Genomic DNA, 18,815 nt, shown 5'->3' with positions numbered 1-18,815 from the left:
CAGAGGGGGGCGACCGGCGTCAGACGACGTCGGGCGCCTCACGCGTGTGGAGCTTGACGAAACGGTCTGACAGTCGGCGCATCCGGATCATCAGCGAGGCGGGCGGGCTGATCGTGCCACTGAGGTATTCGCCGAGCGTGTCGGCGGGAACCCCGACCCGCGAGGCGAACTCCTGCTGACTCAGGCCCGACCGCTCGATCAGCACCCGCATGTGACGCCCGACCTCGGCACGCTCGTTGGCCTCCAGGTGCGCTCTGGTGCGGGTCAGGACCTCCGACAGTGCCTTGGCGATGCCGAAGGATTCGGTGCCCTCCAGCACCTCCTCGACCTGGCGTGCGGTGCGACCGTAGGGGTCGCGCTTGAGTGCTACCACGATGAGCTGCCAGGTGGCGATGTCGCCGGTCTGCAGTGCAGCACGGATAGCCGACGTGGGCCAGAACTCGACCGGCCGGTCGGTGTCGCCGGACGGCTGCCGGGGCAGCGGCCCACGGCGTCGGTCCGCGGCCAACGTCACCTCGCCTCCTCCAGCATCGCCACGGCAACTGCCAGGCAGCGCCCTTGGACGTGTTCCCAGTCCGTACTCGCTCCAAGCGCATCGTCGCCGGTGGCGTAGTCGCCGCGTGCGGTGGGCTCCGGATCGGCGAGTCGACAGACCAGCTGGGTGGCCATCCAGTGTCCGTCGGCTGGTTGACCAGAGTAGTACGCATCGATTTCGCTGAGTGCCCCAGCAACGGTTTTCGGGCCCAGCGCATCGGCGAGCTCGGCCAGACCGGCGTAATCGCGGGGGCTGTTGCGCGCCAGTGCCAGGTAACCCGCCAGGCGCAGCGTTTCGGCGCCGGTGGGGATCTGCAGCCGGTCACCGGTGGGCAGTTGAACCGCGGCGGTCTCCATCGGACGGCACCGGGTCAACGACGGGACGTCAAGCCCGATCTCGTTGGCCGCCCATGACTCGGTTTCCAGCGCGTCGAGCGCGATGGCAAGCCGGCGCCGCCACACGGTGACCGGGTGAACCGGACGGATCGTGCGGGGCTGTGCCCGGTCGGTACCGGTTCGCGACTGCCAGCCACCGGCCAGCCGGGCCAGCGCATGGCTCACCGCCCTGCCGCCCGCCGCCGCGGGTGGTCCTGCCGGCCCGGTGGCGACCGGCAGCGCTTCGATCTTGCTGGTGGCCATCTCGGCCACGCCGCAGCCGCGCAGGGCCAACGGGTCGCTGACACAGACCGCGTCGGGAACCAGCCCTTTGAGTCGGGCCGCCGACTTGACCACCACCCGAAGGTCGGCGCTGGGCGTGATCAGGGCGGAGATGTCATCGGGGATCACCACGACGTCTCCCAAATCCACTGTGGGCAGCGGCTTCTCGAAGTCCACCGACGGCAGGATCCGGGCCAGCCAACATGGCAGCCACCAGTTCCACTCGGCGAACATCGCCATCAGTGCGGGAACCAGCACCAACCGCACCACCGTGGCGTCGACCGCGATCGCCACCGCGCAGGCCACGCCCAGCTCGGCGACCAGGGGCATGCCGGCGAACGCGAATCCGATAAAGACCGCGATCATGATCAACGCGGCGCTGGTGATGGTGCGTGCGCTGGTGCTCACGCCATAGGCGACGGCGTCGTGGGTGTTGCCGGTCTGCAGGAAGCGCTCGCGGATACGGGTCAGCAGGAAGATCTCGTAGTCCATCGACAAGCCGAACGTCATCGCCAGCACGAGCGGCGGGATGAACGTGTCGATGGACCCTGTCGCGGCGAACCCGAACCGCTCCAGCCAGCCCCACTGGAACACCATCACCAGGCTGCCGTAGGCAGCGGCCACCGAGAGCACCGTCATCACGACGCCCTTGAGCGCCAAGAACACCGACTGGATCGAGACCAACAGCATCAGGAAGGCGATCAGCGCCACGAAAACCAGCACCATGGGTTCGGCGGCCGCGACCCGGTCGTCGAAGTCCTTGATCAACGCGGTCGGTCCGCCGACATCCACCTGTACGGCCGGCGAGCCGGCCGCCGCCGGCAGGTGTTCACGCATCCAGTCCACGGTTGTCCGTGCGGCCATGTCCTCGGGATCGACGGACAGCACCGCAGACAGCAGCCCGCTGCTGTTGTCATTGCCGAAGACCGGTGGGGACACCGAAGCGATGTTGGGGGCCTGCGACATCTCCTGGCGGATTGCCGCGAACGTGTCGGCGTGGGCCGGCGCCGACGCGTTCGCGCCGGGGATGGTCACCAACACCCGGACGGGTCCCAGCGCACCTGGGCCCAGGGCTTGGGCAGCTGCGGCCACCCCGCCGCGGATTTCGTGGGAGGAGTCGAACTGGCGGAGCATGCTGTTGCCCAGCGACAACGACAGGGCCGGCGCCGCGAGCGCCAGCAGGAAACCCGCGGCCACCAGGGCCGAGGCCCAAGGGCGCCGCATCACCGAAGCCGTCCAGCTGGTCCAGAACCGTGACTGTGCGGTCTGCGGGCTGCGTGCCCAGTGCAGCAGCGCCGACCGTTTGGCCACCGCCCGGCCGAACAGGGCCAGCACCACCGGGGTCAGACTGACCGACGCCAGCACCGCCACCGAGACAGCCAGGATCGCTCCGGTCGCCATCGATACCAGCACCGGCGTATTGATCAGATAGATGCCGGTCAGGGAGGCCACCACGGTCAGGCCCGAGAGCACCACCGCCAACCCGGACGTCGCCATCGCCGCATCGACGGCCTCCTGCGGTTGGCGACCGGCCCGCAGTTCCTCGCGGTAGCGCATCAGAATGAACAGTGAGTAGTCGATCGCCAGCGCGATCCCGAACATCGACACCGTCGACGTGACGAACACCGACATCGAAGTGAACATCGACAGCAGATAGACCAGCCCCATGGTGACGATCACCGTGCCGATCCCGAGAGCCAGCGGGATTGCGGCGGCCGCCAGTGAACCGAACACCGCCAGCAAGACGATCAGCACGATCGGCAGGTTCCATCGCTCGGCTGCGCCGATGTCCTGTTTGGTCTTCGCCGACGCCGCGGCGCCGAGCGCGCCCTGCCCGATCACGTAGAGGTTCACCGAACCGTTGTCGATCCGGCCGGGATGTTCGCCTTCCACGCCCAGCTTCGTGCGCAGCTTCTTGGCGACGTCGACCGCACCGGTGTTGTTGAAGTCCACCCGCAGCGACACCACGTAGGGCCGGTCGGGCCGCGGCGGCGGCTGCGTCGTATCCGGCAGCACCGTCACGCTGGGAACCTCGCCGGCGGACCGTTGGAGCAGCGCTACGGCGTCTTTCATGTCCCGGTAGGTGGCGTCGGCGCGGGGTGCGGCCACCAAGGCCAGCGGTGACGCGCCCTGCTCGGGAAAGTGATCCTCGAGTTGGTACTGCACATGCAGTGACTGCGATCCCTGGACCTCGAAGCCGCCACCGGTGAGATGTCCGGACTGGGTGGCGGCGAGGTAGAGCGAGGGAATCACAGCCAGTAGCCACCCTGTGAAGACCACCCAGCGGAATCTGCGCAGGTTGCTGCTGAAGCGCATCATGAACTGCTGGATTTCGTCTCTCCCCGCTCTCGCCCGCACTGGTGCGCCGCGTGCTGCGAGCCTACCGCAGCAACGTGTCGCGCTGGCCGTTTCTCTCGGCTCTGAGCTGCTCCGATGCCGTCCGGGAACCGCATTGTGACCAGGCCGACCTGTGCTCGGGTGGCGGCATCTGGTGGTTACTGTCAGGATGGGGAAAAGGCCGTCTTTCGATCTGCCGTTGCTGCCGGGGGGCATTGCGCGCGCACCAAAACACCTTCGAAGCGTCATCCGCAACGTGGCGGGGCTCGTCGTGGCCGATCGGGAATCTCGCCAGTTGTGAGGAGAACACGTGAACATCACCAAACTGCGTCGCAGCCCGTCGGGCAAGGGCGTCCTTGCCGCCGTGCCCGTCTTGTTGGGCGGTGCCGTCACGGCGGCGCTGCTGGCCACCCCGTCGACACCCTCGGCGACCGCGGCCAAAGACCCCTGCGTGGCCAGCGAGATCGCCCGGACCGTGGGCAAGGTGGTGACCTCGACCGGTGATTACCTGGACTCGCACCCGGACACCAATCAGGTGATGACCGGTGCGCTGCAGCAGCAGCCCGGCCCGCAGACGCTGGCAAACCTGAAGGCGCACTTCGACGCCAACCCGAAGGTCGGGGACGACTTGGCCAAGATCACCGCGCCGGTGCAGGAGGTGACCGATCAGTGCAAGCTGGCGGTCAGCCTGCCGCAGGTGCTCGGGCTCCTGCAGGCCGTGCAGGCCCAGGGCGGCCTGCCGGGTGGCGGGTTGCCCGGCGGCCTGCCCGTCGGTGGTCTGCCCGTGAGCGGACCTGGAGCCGGGGCGGTGACTCAACCGATAGCGGTTCGCTGAGGACCGGCGCGTATTCGTCGGTGTCGTGGTCGGCCGCGTTGTCGGTGCGGAAGACGAAGAAGAACACCACCCAGCCGGCGGCTGATACCAGCACCCAGCTGATCATCCGATAGATCAGCACGGCGGAGATGGCATCCGGCAAGGTCAGCCCGCTCGATACCAGCCCCGGCACCAGCACGGCCTCCACGACCAGCAGGCCACCGGGGATCAGCGGAATGGTTCCCGCCGCGCGGGCGGCGGCGTAGGCCACCGTCAAACCGGCCACCGACGCCCGCCCGCCGGTGGCATAGGCGGCGCAGGCCAGGCAGGCGACGTCGGCGATCCAGTTGAACAGGGACCAGCCGAACGCCGTCGACAGATCGCGGCGGCCCAGGCTCACCGACTCCAGTTGGCCCAGTATCTTGCGCCAGGTCGCAAGCCCGGCATCCACGGGCCGGGCGCGCACCGAGTTGACCCAGGACAGCGCGCGGACGCCGATTCCGTCGATCAGCTCCGGTCGCGAGGCGACCGCCTGCGCCAGCAGCAGGAGCGCGATGAAGCCGCCGAGGGTGAACAACAGCGAGAACGGATTGCTACGGGCACCGAGAATGAACGCGCCACCCAGGCCCAGCACGGCCAGCCCGACCGCCTGCAGCACCCCCGACATCACCAGCTGCCACGACGCCACCACTGGCGATGCGCCCCAGCGCCGTTGCTGGCGATAGAGGAAGGTCGCCGACAGCACCGGGCCGCCGGGCAGGGTGGTACTGAGCGAGTTGGCGGCGTAGAAGGCGGCCTCGGACCGCCGCTGCGTGACGTGCACACCGGCCGAGCCCAGCAGGGTCCGCTGGATCTGCGCGAAGCTGTGCATCGACGCCGCCGCGGCCAGCACCGCTCCTAACAGCCAGCGGCCGTCGGCTCGGCAGAGACTGCGCCATGCGGCAGACACCTGGTCCCAGACCAGGACGATCTCGACCGTGAGCACCGCCGCGACCAGACCCACGATTACCGGGCGCACCCAACGGTATTTGCTGCCGGGGCGCTGGGGAGCCAAGGCTTCTCGCCCGACGGCTTCGCGAACGACGACGTCTTGCGCGACGCGTTCGTGCGAAACGGGGGCGGGGGACACGAATGTAAAGGTTAGCCGCGTCACGTCGATATTCGGCTACCTGATGTGCACCCGCTGCGGCATCGTTACGCTACCGGAATGTCAGCCAGCGCAGACGAATCCGTACATCCGACGGTCCGCAAAGCGGCGGCGTGGGCCTGGCGCCTGCTGGTGCTGTTCGCCGCCGCATTGGTGGTGCTGCTGGTCATCCGGCGCCTCGAAGTGATCGTCGTCCCGGTGGCGATCGCGATGATGATGTCGGCGCTGCTGCTGCCGGGCGTGGACTGGTTGTCCCGGCACGGAGTGCACCGGGGGCTGGCGGTGTTTCTGCTGCTGCTCAGCGGTCTGGCCGTGCTTGCGGCGTTGCTGAGCTTCGTCGTAGACCAATTCATCGACGGGGTACCCGAACTGGTCGAGCAGGTCACCCAGGTGGTCAACTCGACCCAGCACTGGTTGGTCGAAGGGCCGCTGCATCTGAGCAGCGAGCAGATCGACAGCGTCGGCGACACCGTGGTCAACGGCCTACGCAACAATCAGGCCAAACTGACCAGCGGTGCGCTGTCGACGGCCGAAACCATCACCAAGATCGTCACCGGCGCTTTCGTCGTGCTGTTCACGCTGATCTTCTTCCTCTACGGCGGCCGCGACATCTGGCGGTTCACCGTGAAGTTCTTCCCGAGCCAGGTGCGCGAGCGGGTGCACGCGGCCGGTGTGGCGGGATTCGAATCGCTGATCGGCTACGTGCGGGCCACCTTCCTGGTGGCCCTGGTCGACGCACTCGGAATCGGCATCGGTCTGGCGGTCATGGCCGTGCCGCTGGCGTTGCCGCTGGCCTCGCTGGTGTTCCTGGGCGCCTTCATTCCACTGGTCGGTGCGGTGCTCACCGGGCTGCTGGCCGTCTTGGTCGCCCTGATCGCCAAGGGCTGGATCTATGCGCTGGTCACCCTGGGGCTGATCATTGCGGTCAACCAACTGGAAGCCCATGTGCTGCAGCCGCTGGTCATGGGACGTGCCGTCTCCATCCACCCGCTGGCGGTGGTGCTGGGCATCTCCACCGGCGGAATCCTGGCCGGCATCGTCGGCGCGCTACTCGCCGTCCCGACCATCGCCTTCATCGACCGAGCCGTGCGGGTGCTGATCGGAGCGTCGGATTCGGGCACGCCGGACGGCGCGGACGCCGATACACCGGACTCAGAAGCCGACGACGTCAGTAGCGACCCTCCCGACGCAGCAGTTCAGCCGCGCTGAGACCGCCGGCAGCACCACGTCGCTGCGGGCTCTGTGGGTTGTCCGCAGTGGCGTCGTCGGGTTGGTCACCGACCGCGGTGAACTTCTCGGTAGCCGGGTTCTCGGGGTCGGCTAGGGCGCCCTGAGCCGGGATGGCCGTGGTGGGGGCATTCTCGGTGTTGCCCGCGTCCCCGGTGGGCTTGGGAAGTGACCGGGTCCGCTCGTCGGACGCTTCCGGATCGGTTTCGCCTTGTCGCCCGCGCCGGGCCTGCGCCGCGTCACGGCCGCCGCGCAGCTCGCCCAGCCACGACTCGATTTCGCGTTCCTCGCCCGGGCCGGCGGGCTCCTGGCCGGGGGACGTCACTCGCTCGGTCGCCGGGTCGGCTGCCGAGAAGCGCGTCGTGGGAGGTTCGGCCGGGCCGGTGTTGATCCGATTGGTCCGGGCGTTGGACGGATTACCGCTCACCGGCCGGGTCGGCAGCTGCTCGCCGGGACGCGACCGAGCGGGGGCGGCGCGGCCCGGGGCTGGGTGGGTGGGGTCGTGCGTCGGGCGCGGGGCGGCCGCGCCCACCGGGGTCGGTGCGACCGTTGCCGTGGCGGGGCGGCGAGTCACCCGACGCCGCTCGTCCGGCAGCCGGATCTCGCCCAGACCGATCCGGTTCTGGAGGCGCTTCATCCAGCGTGGCGCCCACCAGCAGTCGTCGCCGAGCAGTTTCATCACCGACGGCACCAGGAACATCCGGACCACGGTGGCGTCGAGCAACAGCGCCGCCATCAGGCCGAACGCCAGGTACTTCATCATCACCAGGTCGGAGAACACGAACGACGCGGCAACCACCGCGAGGATCAGTGCGGCCGCGGTGATCAGCCGGCCGGTGGTGGCTGTGCCGATCCGGATCGCCTCGGTGGTCGACATCCCGGATTCTCGTGCCTCCACCATCCGGGAGACCAGGAACACCTCGTAGTCGGTGGCCAGGCCCCAGCCCACCGCAACAACCAGCGCAATGACCACCACCATCAGTGGGGTCGGGGTGAAGTTGAGCAGCCCGGCGCCGTGCCCGTCGACGAACATCCAGGTCAAGATGCCCATCGTCGACCCGATGGTCAACGCGCTCATCACCGCCGCCTTCAACGGCAGCACCAGGGAGCCGAACGCCAGGAACATCAGCAGCGTGGTGGTGATCAGCAGGAGCGCCAACATCAGCGGTCCCTTGTCGACCATCGCATGGATGCTGTCCTGTTCGAGCGCGGGTGTCCCGCCGACCAGCACGTCCAGGCCCTTGGGTGTGCTCAGGGCGCGCAGCGCCTTGATCTTCTGCGCGGCGTCGTTGCGGTTGACCAAGCCGTTCTCGATCACCCGGACGGAGGGGGACTTGGAGGCCCCGGGAAGGTAGGGGCGCTCCTTCCACATCTCGGCCGGATCGTCATCGGGCACGACGAACCCGCTGATCGCCATCGCGCGGTTGCGGATATCGGCGACCTGCTGGTCGGTGACCGGTTTGTCGGTATCGCTCGTGATGACCAGGGTCAGCTTCTCGGTACGGAAGCCGGGGAAGATCTCGTCGAAGTGCTCTTGGGCCACACGGGCGGTGTTGTCGGGCGGCAGGTACTTCTCGCTCATCCCGCCGAACGACAACTTGCCCAGCGGGATGATCAACAGGATCATCGCGATGACGATGGGGATCGCGAATGCCAGCGGTCGCTGCATCACGTAGTTGACCAGCTTGCCCCAGAACCCGGCCTCGACCTCTTCGCGGGTCTTGGTCTTCTGGGTCTTCTCGGCGAACCAGCCGATGATGCGGTTGGAGAACTCCCATTCCCGCAGGAACGGTATCCGGTAGAGGGTCCGAACCCCGAGGGCGTCCACGTTGGTGCCGAGCACACCCAGAATGGCGGGCAGCAGCGTGATCGACAGGATTGCGGCCAGCCCCACCGAGGCGAAGAACGCGTAGGTCAGCGAGTGCACGAAACCCTGCGGCAGAACCAGCAGGCTGGCGCACGAGACGATGATCAGCACCGCAGAGAACACCACGGTGCGCCCGGCGGTCATCACCGAACGCCGTACCGCCGCCTCGGTGTCGTACCCCTCGGCGATCTCCTCGCGGAACCGGCTCACCACAAAGAGCCCGTAGTCGATCGCGATACCCAGGCCGATCAGCGAGACCACCGGTTGGGCGAAGAAGTGCACCGGCCCGAAATGGGTGGTGAGCTGCAGGATGCCCGTCGCCCCGGCGATGCTCAATCCGCCGACGATGACCGGAAGACTGGCGGCGATCACCCCGCCGAACACGAAGAACAACACCACCGCCACCAACGGCAGGGCCAGCACCTCCATGCGCTGTTGGTCGCTGGCGATAGTCCCGGTCAGGGCGTTGGCGATCGGTTGCAGGCCGCCGAGTTCGACCTTGCCGCCGTCGAGCTTTTGCAGATCCGGCTCGACCGCCTGGTAATTCTTCAGGATGGTGTCGTCGTCGTCGCCCTTGAGCTGGATCGACGCGAATGCATGCTTCTTGCCTGCGTCCGCCATGTTGGCCAGTGCTTCGGGATTGGTGAAATAGCCGACCCAGCTCATGATCTGATCGGGGTGGTCATTCTTGACCTTGTTCAGGCCATTCTTGACCGCGTCGAACCATTCCGAGTCGTCGACCGTCTCGCCCTTGGGCGCGGTGAAGACCGCCACCACATGGCTGGTGCGGTCCCGGCCGTAGACCTCGTCGCCGACGATCGACGCCTGCACCGACTGGCTGCCGTCGTCGTAGAAGCCGCTCTGGGTGACGTGGTCGCCCAGGCTCATTCCGTAGACGCCGCCACCCAGGCAGAGCGCCACCATCACGCCGATTACGATGAACCGGTAGCGGTATACAGTTCGACCCCACCAGGCGAACACCTATTCGCTCCTTACTAAGGTCTGTGGAGACATCTTTCGGACTCGCGCGTCCCTGACTTCAGGCTCTCCAGTTGTCACTCTCGCGAGGTAAGCAGTGAGCTCAGCGGCCGGAACGGCTGGAGCCACGCCCCCTGTTCCGGCAGCGAATCGAGGCTGATCCGCGGCAGCCGCTCCCGGAACACACCAGGGATGTCTTCCAGGTCGACGAACTCCAAGGTATCCGAGGCTAGCGCCCAGCTCGCATGTTCGCGAAATCCGAGCACCGTGGCACCTATACCGAGACCGCAGAGTTCTTCCAGCGGTTCCCGGAACGCCTGACCGTCGGCGGAGGCCACGGCCACCGCCACCAATCCCTGCTCTTTCCGCAGTGCGATGTGTTCAAGCATGTCGGAGTCGACATCGCTGTCCTCATCGATCTTCGGCTTGGCAAAGACCGCGAAACCCACGTTACGCAACGCTTCGACCCACGGCCGGACGACGTCGGCGCTGCCGGGCGCGATGTTGGTGAACACCGTCGCCTCGGGCTCGATCCTGCTCTGCGGATGCAGCGCCGCGACCTCCGCGGTGCGGTTGAGCAACCAGCGGCCCAACGCGTCGAAACGGGGCCGCTCCACGCCGGTCGGACGTCGGCCCAGGATGGCGCCCAGGCCCATGTCCAGATTCGGGGCGTCCCATACCAGCAGCACTCGCTGCGTCGGTGTTCCCTCGTTGGTCGGGTCGGTGCCGGTCGGCTCGGCGTCCGGCCCGGCTGCGAGATCGGGGCTGGTCATCAGGCCCGTACCCAGACGAACTCGTTGATCACGCTGCCCGCAGTGCGGCCCTTCGCCTCGTATTTGGTGGTGGGCCTGGCGATGGAAATGGGCAGGCCGGCGTCCCCGGAAGGGTCGGCCACCCGGCGCAGGCCCGGCTCGCCGTCGCCGGATTCGGCAATCTGCACCGCGTAATCGGCGTGGTCGGTGGCCGCGTGCAGCACCCCGCCCGGTCGCAGTCGATCGGCGATCAACGCCATGGTGGCCGGCTGCAGCAGCCGGCGCTTGTGGTGCCGGGCTTTGGGCCACGGGTCGGGGAAGAAGACGCGTACCCCGATCAGCGATGACGGGGCGATCAGGTATTCCAGCACATCGAGGCCGTCGCCCCGCAGCAGCCGGATATTGCTCAGCTGCTCGCGGTCGATCGCGCACAGCAGCTGTGCCAGCCCGCGCTCGTAGACCTCCACGGCCATCACGTCCAGGTCCGGCTCGGCCTGTGCCATCGCCACCGTGGAGGTGCCGGCTCCGCAGCCGATCTCGAGCACCACGGGGGCTTCGCGGCCGAACCAGCGGCGCGGATCCAGGGGCTGAGGGCGGTCGGGTCCGTCGGGCGGCACGACATCGGCGCCCAGGTCGGGCCAGAGCCGTTCCCAGGTCTGGCGCTGACCGGCCGACAGTGCGGAGTGCCGGTAGCGCACGCTGAAGTTGCGGAAACGGCGTGGAGCCGTGGGGTGGACGCCAGTGACGTCTGATGCCGACTCGACGTCGCGCGGCGCATGCATGCAGTCCATGGTGGCCCATGGACGCCTCTGTACCCACTTCGCGGTCCACATTGATACCCAACAGTTGCCTGAAACGTGTCGAGCGACACGCGGTACCCATTCGCCGGATCTCTTGTTCGCGGGACTACACCGCTCACCGAATCCGGCGGTGACTCGCGCCGCGGCGGAGCAGCTGACACCATGGCCCCCCGGGGCCGATTGCGCGGGAGGCAGGGTCGTGACACAAGGGCACCAGCTCTTCGCCGATGAGCTGACCGTGCTGGCCACGCAGAACTCCGACCCACGCTTGGCGAGAATTGTCGCAGGCATCACCGCGCCGGTGCAGGTCGCGGTGCACGGCCGCCGCGGTGTCGGCCGACGCACCGTCGCCGCGGCGCTGGCCGCCGCCGAGGTTCGCGTCGCCGCGGAGCCCGCCGGGACCGAACTCGCCGAATTGGCCGTGCATGTCGTCGCCGAGGTGGTCAAGCCGGAGGACACCGCCGCATTGCATGCCGCGCGTCGGCGCCCGGTGCTGGTGGTGCTGAACAAGGCCGACCTGCGCGGGCACGAGGTCGCGGTGATGCCGGTGCCGGTTGAACCGATGTCGGCGTTGTTCGCGCTGGCCGCGCTCGGCGGTGGGCTGGACGATCGACTGTGGGAGGCGCTGGGGTGCCTGGCCGTCCGGCCCGCCGATCTGTGCTCCGCCGAGCAGTTCATCAACTGCCCGCACCCGGTGCCTCGTCAGATACGGGAGCGGTTGTGCACCACCATCGACCTTTCCGGGATCGGGGCACTGCTCGATTTGGCCCGCCGGGACGGCACCCTGGCGCAGGCTCGCGCTCGGCTGGGCCGGCTCAGCGGCGTCGACCGGGTCGTCGCCCGGCTGGAGGTGATGGGCGCCGCCGTTTACTACCGGCGGCTGACGGAGGCGGTGACCCGGCTGGAAGCGATGGCGGTCGGCGACAAACGTATCGATGAATTCCTGGTCCGCGACGCGACACTCGCCGCCCGACTGACCGCTGCGGCGGCCGCGATCGACCCACCGGATGAGCCGGTGCTGGCGCGGGCCCGCCGCTGGCACGCTCACCGCAGCGCACCGGTCGGCGCCGCTGCGCGGGCCTGCGCCGCCGACATCGCCAGGGGATCGCTGCGAGCCTGGGCGGCGACGCGGGGCCGCCCATGACCTCCTCGGGTGCAGGTTCGTCCGATCCGGGCCCCGTCGCCGGGGTCGACGCCCTCGTTGCTGAGGTCGCGCCCGGAGTGCGCCCACCGGCGGTGCGGCGCTGCGACGTGGTGGTGGTGACCGGCCCCTGGCTGGCTGGGGTCAGTGCGATGACAGAGGCGCTGGCCGACCGGATGCCGCAGTGGCTCGTGATGGAAGCCACCGACTTGGCGCCCGGGGAGGTGCCGCTGGCGGTGGTGTTCGTGGTGTCGGCAGCCGCCGCACTGACGGAGTCGGACTGCGCGCTGCTCGATACCGTGGCCGCCCACACCGACGTGGTGATCGGCGTGGTCTCCAAGATCGACGCCCACCGGCCGTGGCGGGAGATGCTGTCGGCGGCCCGCGAAACCCTCACCGGCCACGCGCCGCGCTACCGCGACGTGCCATGGGTGGGCGCGGCCGCGGCGCCCGAACGCGGCGACCCGAGGGTCGACGACCTGATCGCCGAACTGACCAAACAGCTCGCGGACGGTGACACTCACCGGCGCAACCGGCTGCGCTCGTGGGAGTTTCAGTTGCGCACCGACGCCGATCGGATCGACCGCGACGCCCGCGCGCAAGGGCGGCGGGCCCGGGTGACGCAGCTACAGGAGCAGCGGGACGAGGTGGTGCGGCAACGGCGAATGTCGAAATCGGAGCGCGTGATCGCGCTGCGCAGCCGCATCGCCCAGGCCCGCGTCCAACTGTCCTACTTCGCCGGTAAACGGTGCGCCTCGGTACGCAGCGAGTTGGGCGAAGACGCGGCGGGCATGACGCGCCGGCGGTGGGCCGAATTCGAGTCCTACGTCCACGACCGGCTGACCGAGGTGGTGGCGGAGGTCGATCAGGGGGTCACCGAGCACCTGGCCGACGTCGCCCAGGAGTTGGGGCTGGCCGGAGACCCACCGTCTGCTGCGTCGTTACCGCAGGTCGACGCCGGCAAGCCGCCGTTGGAGTCCCGGCGGCTGGAGACCCAGTTGATGGCGGTGCTGGGGATCGGCTTCGGGCTGGGCGTGGCGCTGACGTTGAGCCGGGTCTTCGCCCATCTCGCCCCGGGACTGGCCGCGGTCGGTGCGGCCGGATGCGCAGTCGCCGGCGTGGCGGCCACGGTGTGGGTGGTCAGGATTCGGGGGCTGTTGCGCGACCGGGTGGTGCTCGATCGCTGGGTGGGACAGGCCACGAGCGCAGTGCGGTCCTCGGTGCAGGAACTGGTGGCCCTGCGGGTGGTGGCCGCCGAGTCGGCGCTCGCCGCCGAGCTTGCCGGGCACAACGAGACCGAGGCTGCGCGCGTGGCCGACCGGGTTGCCGGATTGGATCGGGAACTGCGCGAGCATGCGGCCGCGACGGCTCGCGCCGCCGCGGTGCGTGATCGAAGGCTGCCGGCATTGCGGCGTGCGTTGGAGAATGTGCGCGCTGAGCTGGGTGAATCAGGCCCGGTCAACGCCGCGGTAACTGGCGAGAGATAGCCCGAGTTGCGATTGTTTCGATCCGTGTAGCTATTGACGGTAATCTCTTATTTAATGACGGTATAAGAGGTGACAGCGGCGCGCAGCTGCGGCAACGCCACCGAGTGACACAGGTTACACAGGAGAGCTCAATGACCTCAGCGACCATTCCCGGTCTGGACACCGCCCCGACGAAGCATGGCGAGTTGCTGGCCTGGGTGCGGGAGGTCGCGGAGCTCACCCAGCCCGACCGGGTGGAGTGGTCCGACGGTTCCGAGGAGGAGTGGAACCGGCTGATGGCCCTGCTGGTGGAGTCCGGCGCGGCGGTCAAGCTCGATGAGGCGAAGAAGCCCAACTCCTACCTGGCGCTCTCCGACCCCGCCGACGTCGCGCGGGTCGAGTCACGCACTTTCATCTGTAGCCGCACCAAAGAAGGTGCCGGCCCCACCAACAACTGGATGGACCCGGACGAGATGCGGGCCACCATGACGGAGCTGTACCGCGGTTGCATGCGCGGTCGCACCATGTACGTCATCCCGTTCTGCATGGGCCCGCTGGGTGCCGAGGACCCCAAGCTGGGCGTCGAGATCACCGACTCGCCCTACGTGGTGGCGTCGATGAAGGTGATGACCCGGATGGGCACCGCGGCGCTGGAGAAGATCGGCGCCGACGGCGCCTACGTCAAGGGCCTGCACTCGGTCGGCGCCCCGCTCGCCGAGGGTGAGCAGGACGTGCCGTGGCCGTGCAACTCCGAGAAGTACATCACCCACTTCCCGGAGACCCGTGAGATCTGGAGCTACGGCTCGGGTTACGGCGGCAACGCGCTGCTGGGCAAGAAGTGCTACGCGCTGCGGATCGCGTCGGCGATGGCCCACGACGAGGGCTGGCTGGCCGAGCACATGCTGATCCTGAAGCTGATCTCGCCGGAGAACAAGGCCTACTACGTGGCGGCGGCGTTCCCCTCGGCCTGCGGCAAGACCAACCTGGCGATGATCCAGCCGACCATCCCGGGCTGGCGGGCCGAGACCCTCGGTGACGACATCGCCTGGATGCGGTTCGGCAAGGACGGCCGGCTCTACGCGGTGAACCCGGAGGCGGGCTTCTTCGGCGTGGCGCCGGGCACCAGCCGCAGCTCCAACCCGAACGCGATGATCACGCTGGAGCGCGGGAACACCGTCTACACCAACGTCGGCCACACCGACGACAACGACGTGTGGTGGGAGGGCATCGACGGGGAGACCCCGGCGCACCTCACCGACTGGAAGGGCAACGACTGGACGCCCGAGTCGGACACCCCTGCCGCACACCCGAACTCGCGGTACTGCACCCCGATGTCGCAGTGCCCGATCCTGGCGCCGGAGTGGGACGACCCGCAGGGCGTGCCGATCTCGGCGATCCTGTTCGGTGCCCGCCGCAAGACCACGGTGCCGCTGGTGAGCCAGGCCCGCGACTGGCAGCACGGCGTCTTCATCGGCGCCACCATGGGCAGCGAGCAGACCGCCGCCGCCGAGGGCACGGTCGGCAAGGTGCGCCGCGACCCGATGGCGATGCTGCCGTTCATCGGCTACAACGCCGGGGACTACATGCAGCACTGGATCGACACCGGCAAGCACTCCGACGAGTCGAAGCTGCCGAAGGTGTTCTTCGTGAACTGGTTCCGTCGTGGCGAGGGCGGCCGGTTCCTGTGGCCGGGCTTCGGCGAGAACAGCCGGGTGCTGAAGTGGATCGTCGAGCGGGTCGAGGGCAACGCCGGCGGCCAGGAGACTCCGATCGGCACGGTTCCGACCGCTGCTGACCTGGACCTGGACGGGCTGGACGTGACCGCCGCCGACGTGGACCAGGCGTTGATCGTCGACGCCGAGGAGTGGCGCGCGGAGCTGCCGCTGATCGAGGAGTGGTTCGAGTTCATCGGCGACAAGCTGCCCACCGGCCTGCGCGACGAGTTCGAGGCCCTCAAGCAGCGCCTGGGCTAGCAGCCCTTTTCGAATACATCCGGAACCGCACTCGGGGGATCCCCCGAGTGCGGTTCTGTTTTGTCCGAGTCGCGGGGACGGCACGCGTGACTCACGCCCCCACTTGACAGCCGTCAAGTTTGGTCCCAGTACAGTCAGCCCATGCAGATTCGCGAACACCTCGGGGCCGCCAACCCGGCCGTCATCCTGCACCCTTCGGGCACCGTCGTCAGCTTCGCCGAGCTGGAAGCCCGGGCGAACCGGTTGGCGCACTTCTTCCGGGCCGCGGGGCTGGTGGAGGGCGACGTCGTCGCGATCATCATGGAGAACAACGAGCACATCCATGCGGTGATGTGGGCGGCGCGGCGCAGCGGCCTGTACTACGTGCCGATCAACACCCATCTGACCGCTGCCGAGGCCGCCTACATCATCGACAACAGCAACGCCAAGGCGATCATCGGCTCGGACGCGCTGCGCCAAACCTGCGCGGATCTGGCCGAGCACTCCCCCGCAAGCGGGAGGGACCCCCAGCCGGCCGGCCTGCCCGGGCTGCTGCTGATCGCCGATGGCGACTTGGAGGGCTGGCAGCGTTACCCGGAATGTGTTGCTGACCAACCGGTTACACCCATCGATGACGAAATCGAAGGTGATCTGCTGCAGTACTCGTCGGGCACCACCGGGCGGCCCAAGGGCATCAAGCGTCCGCTGCCGCACCTGCCGCCGACCGAGGTGCCGGGGCTGATGGCGATGCTGGTGTCGGTGTGGATGGGCCCGGGTTCCGTGTATTTGAGCCCCGCGCCGCTGTATCACACAGCGCCGTCGGTGTGGTCGATGCAAGTGCAGGCGGCCGGGCTGACCACCGTCGTGATGGAGAAGTTCGACGCTGAGTCCGCGCTCGACGCGATCCAGCGCTACCGCGTCACCCACGGGCAGTTCGTCCCGGCACACTTCACGCGGATGCTGAAACTGCCTGCGGGGGTACGGGAGTCGTACGACGTTTCGAGCCTCAAGCGGGTCATGCACGCCGCCGCGCCGTGCCCGGTGGAGATCAAACAGCAGATGATCGACTGGTGGGGGCCGATCGTCGATGAGTACTACGCCTCATCGGAGGCGCACGGCTCCACGCTGATCAGCGCCGACGAATGGCTGAAGCACCCCGGCTCGGTGGGCAAGGCGATGTTCGGGGCGGTGCACATTCTCGACGAGGACGGCAACGAGCTGCCCGCCGGTGAGGCCGGCGAGATCTACTTTGAGGGCGGCAACGCCTTCGAGTACCTCAACGATGCGGAGAAGACCGCGAAATCACGCCACGCGCAAGGCTGGACGACCGTCGGCGACGTCGGCTACCTGGACGACGAGGGCTACCTGTATCTCACCGACCGGCGCCACCACATGATCATTTCGGGCGGGGTCAACATCTACCCGCAAGAAGCGGAGAACCTGTTGATCACGCATCCGAAGGTGTTGGACGCGGCCGTGTTCGGGATCCCCGACGATGAGATGGGCCAGAGCGTGAAGGCGGCCGTGCAGACCGTCGACCCGGCCGACGCCACGCCTGCGTTCGCTGCGGAACTACTTGACTGGGTACGGGACCGCTTGGCGCACTACAAATGTCCGCGGTCGATCTCTTTCGAGGAGCAGTTGCCGCGCACCGACACCGGCAAGCTCTACAAGAACGAACTGGTGACCAAGTATTCGGTGTGATGCCGGTTAGGAGGCGTTGCCCGGCTGGCCGGGGGCGCCTTGGCTGCCGGCCTGGCCGTGAACGGTGCCCGGGCCTGCGGCGCCGCCAGGGCCGCCGGCGCCGGCAATAGCCCCGTCGCCCCCGTTGCCGCCCGTGCCGCCGTTGCCGCCGTCACCGCCGAAGCCGACCCCGTGCCCGCCGGCGCCGCCGTGGCCGCCGGTCCCTCCGACGCCCCCGACGCCAATAGCGTTGCCGCCGTTGCCCGCCGCGCCGCCGTTGCCCCCGTCGCTGCCGCTGGTGCCGACCGTCACCGGGGTGGCACCGCCACCGGCTCCGCCATCGCCGCCGCGACCGCCCCGGCTGCCGGTCCCGGTGGCGGTGCCGCCGTCGCCTGCGTGACCGCCCTGCCCGCCTCCGGCCGCGTCACCGCTGCCCCCGACTCTGCCGCCGTCACCGCCGTTGCCCCCGGACCCGCCGACAGTGCTGTCGCCGGTCGCCGCCCCGCCCTGGCCGCCGTTGCCGCCGGCACCCCCGCCGCCGGCCAGCTGGCCGCCGTCGCCGCCCCGGCCGCCATTGCCCCCGGCCCCGGCGGTCCTACCGTCGCCCGCGGCGGCGCCACCTTTGCCGCCGTCTCCGCCGGCGCCCCCGCTGCCGTACAGGTAATTGCCGTCGCCGCCGTTACCACCGTTGCCGGCCGAACCGCCGTCTTCGGCACCGTCCCCGCCGTGCCCACCATTGCCGCCGTTGCCCCACACGTCGCCGCCGTTGCCGCCGGTGCCGCCGTCGGCGCCCAGGCCACCAGCCCCGCCGTCACCGCCGTTCCCGAACAGTCCGGCGCTGCCGCCGTTGCCGCCGGCTACGTCGTCAAGGTTCGACGTCCAGCCGTCGCCCCCGTCGCCGAACCACAGTCCGCCGGCCCCACCGTCGGGATGGTCCGCGGTCCCATCGACGCCGTTGCAGATCACGCCGCAGCCGCCCTCGGTCAGCGGTGCGAACAGCGGGTTGACCAGGTTGTCGAACAACTGGCCTGACGGACTGTCGAGCCAGTCCTGCACGGCGTCGTGCAGCCACTCGTAGAGGCCGGCGGTACCGGACGCGTCGGCAGCTAGCGCCAGCACGTCGCTGCCACCGAGGTCCGGGCTGCTCAAGCTCCAGACGGTGGGATCCAACCAGGCCAGGCCCGCGGTCGATGCGCCCATGTCTTGGTCCGTAAACCCGAAAAGCGGGCTGAGCATGTCGACGATCCAGTCGAACTCATCCGCTTGTGCGCCGGGAGCGGGACCGACCGGAGTCAGGGCGAACGCGGCCAGGGCCGCCAGCGCCGGAACTGCCCGTCGCACGCCATGATTCGGTGCGGGATGCGCCTGGCGGACCCGCGTGGCCTTACTGAGGTGAAGCGGCATTGCTGAGCAACCTTCCGGGTGGCACACATGGTGCGAAGCGGGCGTGCCCGACCGGG

12 protein-coding genes and 1 pseudogene are annotated in these 18,815 nt (G+C 68.8%); 6 read left to right on the top strand and 7 right to left on the bottom strand.

The window, feature by feature from the left end:
* Positions 1 to 19 precede the first annotated feature (19 nt).
* A complete protein-coding gene (locus ACJH5R_RS15720) occupies positions 20 to 514 on the bottom strand; it encodes a helix-turn-helix domain-containing protein (protein ID WP_406758915.1) in 495 nt (164 codons plus the stop codon).
* A complete protein-coding gene (locus ACJH5R_RS15715) occupies positions 511 to 3,510 on the bottom strand; it encodes an MMPL family transporter (protein ID WP_406758916.1) in 3,000 nt (999 codons plus the stop codon). The genes ACJH5R_RS15720 and ACJH5R_RS15715 overlap by 4 nt, the downstream gene beginning before the upstream one ends.
* Positions 3,511 to 3,838: 328 nt before the next feature.
* Here ACJH5R_RS15715 and ACJH5R_RS15710 point away from each other — a divergent pair.
* Positions 3,839 to 4,192, top strand: a pseudogene (locus tag ACJH5R_RS15710) (hemophore); the annotation flags it as partial.
* Positions 4,193 to 4,211: 19 nt separating this feature from the next.
* On the opposite strand, the gene ACJH5R_RS15705 reads toward ACJH5R_RS15710, so the two are convergent.
* A complete protein-coding gene (locus tag ACJH5R_RS15705) occupies positions 4,212 to 5,396 on the bottom strand; it encodes a YbhN family protein (RefSeq protein WP_406759025.1) in 1,185 nt (394 codons plus the stop codon).
* 153 nt (positions 5,397 to 5,549) lie between these two features.
* On the opposite strand from ACJH5R_RS15705, the gene ACJH5R_RS15700 reads away from it, so the two are divergent.
* Positions 5,550 to 6,698, top strand: coding sequence for an AI-2E family transporter (locus ACJH5R_RS15700; protein WP_406758917.1), 1,149 nt, complete (start codon positions 5,550 to 5,552; stop codon positions 6,696 to 6,698).
* Here the strand turns inward: ACJH5R_RS15700 and ACJH5R_RS15695 are convergent.
* The 3 genes from ACJH5R_RS15695 to trmB form a co-directional block, all read right to left on the bottom strand.
* Positions 6,658 to 9,564, bottom strand: a complete 2,907-nt coding sequence (locus tag ACJH5R_RS15695; RefSeq protein WP_406758918.1) for an MMPL family transporter — start codon at positions 9,562 to 9,564, stop codon at positions 6,658 to 6,660. The genes ACJH5R_RS15700 and ACJH5R_RS15695 overlap by 41 nt on opposite strands.
* Positions 9,565 to 9,638: 74 nt before the next feature.
* Entirely contained in the window at positions 9,639 to 10,334 is a 696-nt protein-coding gene (locus ACJH5R_RS15690) for an NYN domain-containing protein (RefSeq protein WP_406758919.1), read from the bottom strand.
* Positions 10,334 to 11,095 (bottom strand): tRNA (guanosine(46)-N7)-methyltransferase TrmB, encoded by a 762-nt coding sequence (gene trmB, locus ACJH5R_RS15685; RefSeq protein WP_406758920.1) that lies wholly within the window; start codon positions 11,093 to 11,095, stop codon positions 10,334 to 10,336. Before trmB ends, ACJH5R_RS15690 begins: the two co-directional genes overlap by 1 nt.
* A gap of 217 nt (positions 11,096 to 11,312) precedes the next feature.
* On the opposite strand from trmB, the gene ACJH5R_RS15680 reads away from it, so the two are divergent.
* The 4 genes from ACJH5R_RS15680 (at position 11,313) to fadD4 (ending at position 17,376) form a co-directional block, all read left to right on the top strand.
* Positions 11,313 to 12,257: a hypothetical protein gene (locus ACJH5R_RS15680; RefSeq protein ID WP_406782320.1), complete on the top strand. Its 945-nt coding sequence runs from the start codon at positions 11,313 to 11,315 to the stop codon at positions 12,255 to 12,257.
* A complete protein-coding gene (locus ACJH5R_RS15675) occupies positions 12,254 to 13,741 on the top strand; it encodes a hypothetical protein (RefSeq protein ID WP_406758922.1) in 1,488 nt (495 codons plus the stop codon). Before ACJH5R_RS15680 ends, ACJH5R_RS15675 begins: the two co-directional genes overlap by 4 nt.
* Before the next feature lie 131 nt (positions 13,742 to 13,872).
* Entirely contained in the window at positions 13,873 to 15,693 is a 1,821-nt protein-coding gene (locus ACJH5R_RS15670; RefSeq protein WP_406758923.1) for a phosphoenolpyruvate carboxykinase (GTP), read from the top strand.
* Between the two features lie 141 nt (positions 15,694 to 15,834).
* A complete protein-coding gene (gene fadD4 / locus ACJH5R_RS15665) occupies positions 15,835 to 17,376 on the top strand; it encodes a fatty-acid--CoA ligase FadD4 (RefSeq protein WP_406758924.1) in 1,542 nt (513 codons plus the stop codon).
* Between the two features lie 6 nt (positions 17,377 to 17,382).
* On the opposite strand, the gene ACJH5R_RS15660 is transcribed toward fadD4, so the two are convergent.
* Entirely contained in the window at positions 17,383 to 18,759 is a 1,377-nt protein-coding gene (locus ACJH5R_RS15660; RefSeq protein WP_406758925.1) for a PGRS repeat-containing protein, read from the bottom strand.
* Between the last annotated feature and the right edge of the window lie 56 nt (positions 18,760 to 18,815).

The organism is Mycobacterium sp. SMC-19, from assembly GCF_045310815.1.
GTDB lineage: Bacteria > Actinomycetota > Actinomycetes > Mycobacteriales > Mycobacteriaceae > Mycobacterium.
The sequence above is the reverse complement of the archived record's forward strand: the minus strand, read 5'-3'. Positions and strand labels throughout refer to the sequence as shown.

Bases quoted from the DNA above. Each gene is read 5' to 3' on its own strand.
- ACJH5R_RS15660 (WP_406758925.1), bottom strand. From the start codon at position 18,759: ATGCCGCTTCACCTCAGTAAGGCCACGCGGGTCCGCCAGGCGCATCCC.
- ACJH5R_RS15670 (WP_406758923.1), top strand. From the start codon at position 13,873: ATGACCTCAGCGACCATTCCCGGTCTGGACACCGCCCCGACGAAGCAT.
- ACJH5R_RS15690 (WP_406758919.1), bottom strand. From the start codon at position 10,334: ATGACCAGCCCCGATCTCGCAGCCGGGCCGGACGCCGAGCCGACCGGC.
- ACJH5R_RS15700 (WP_406758917.1), top strand. From the start codon at position 5,550: ATGTCAGCCAGCGCAGACGAATCCGTACATCCGACGGTCCGCAAAGCG.
- fadD4 (WP_406758924.1), top strand. From the start codon at position 15,835: ATGCAGATTCGCGAACACCTCGGGGCCGCCAACCCGGCCGTCATCCTG.
- trmB (WP_406758920.1), bottom strand. From the start codon at position 11,095: ATGCATGCGCCGCGCGACGTCGAGTCGGCATCAGACGTCACTGGCGTC.
- ACJH5R_RS15715 (WP_406758916.1), bottom strand. From the start codon at position 3,510: ATGATGCGCTTCAGCAGCAACCTGCGCAGATTCCGCTGGGTGGTCTTC.
- ACJH5R_RS15675 (WP_406758922.1), top strand. From the start codon at position 12,254: ATGACCTCCTCGGGTGCAGGTTCGTCCGATCCGGGCCCCGTCGCCGGG.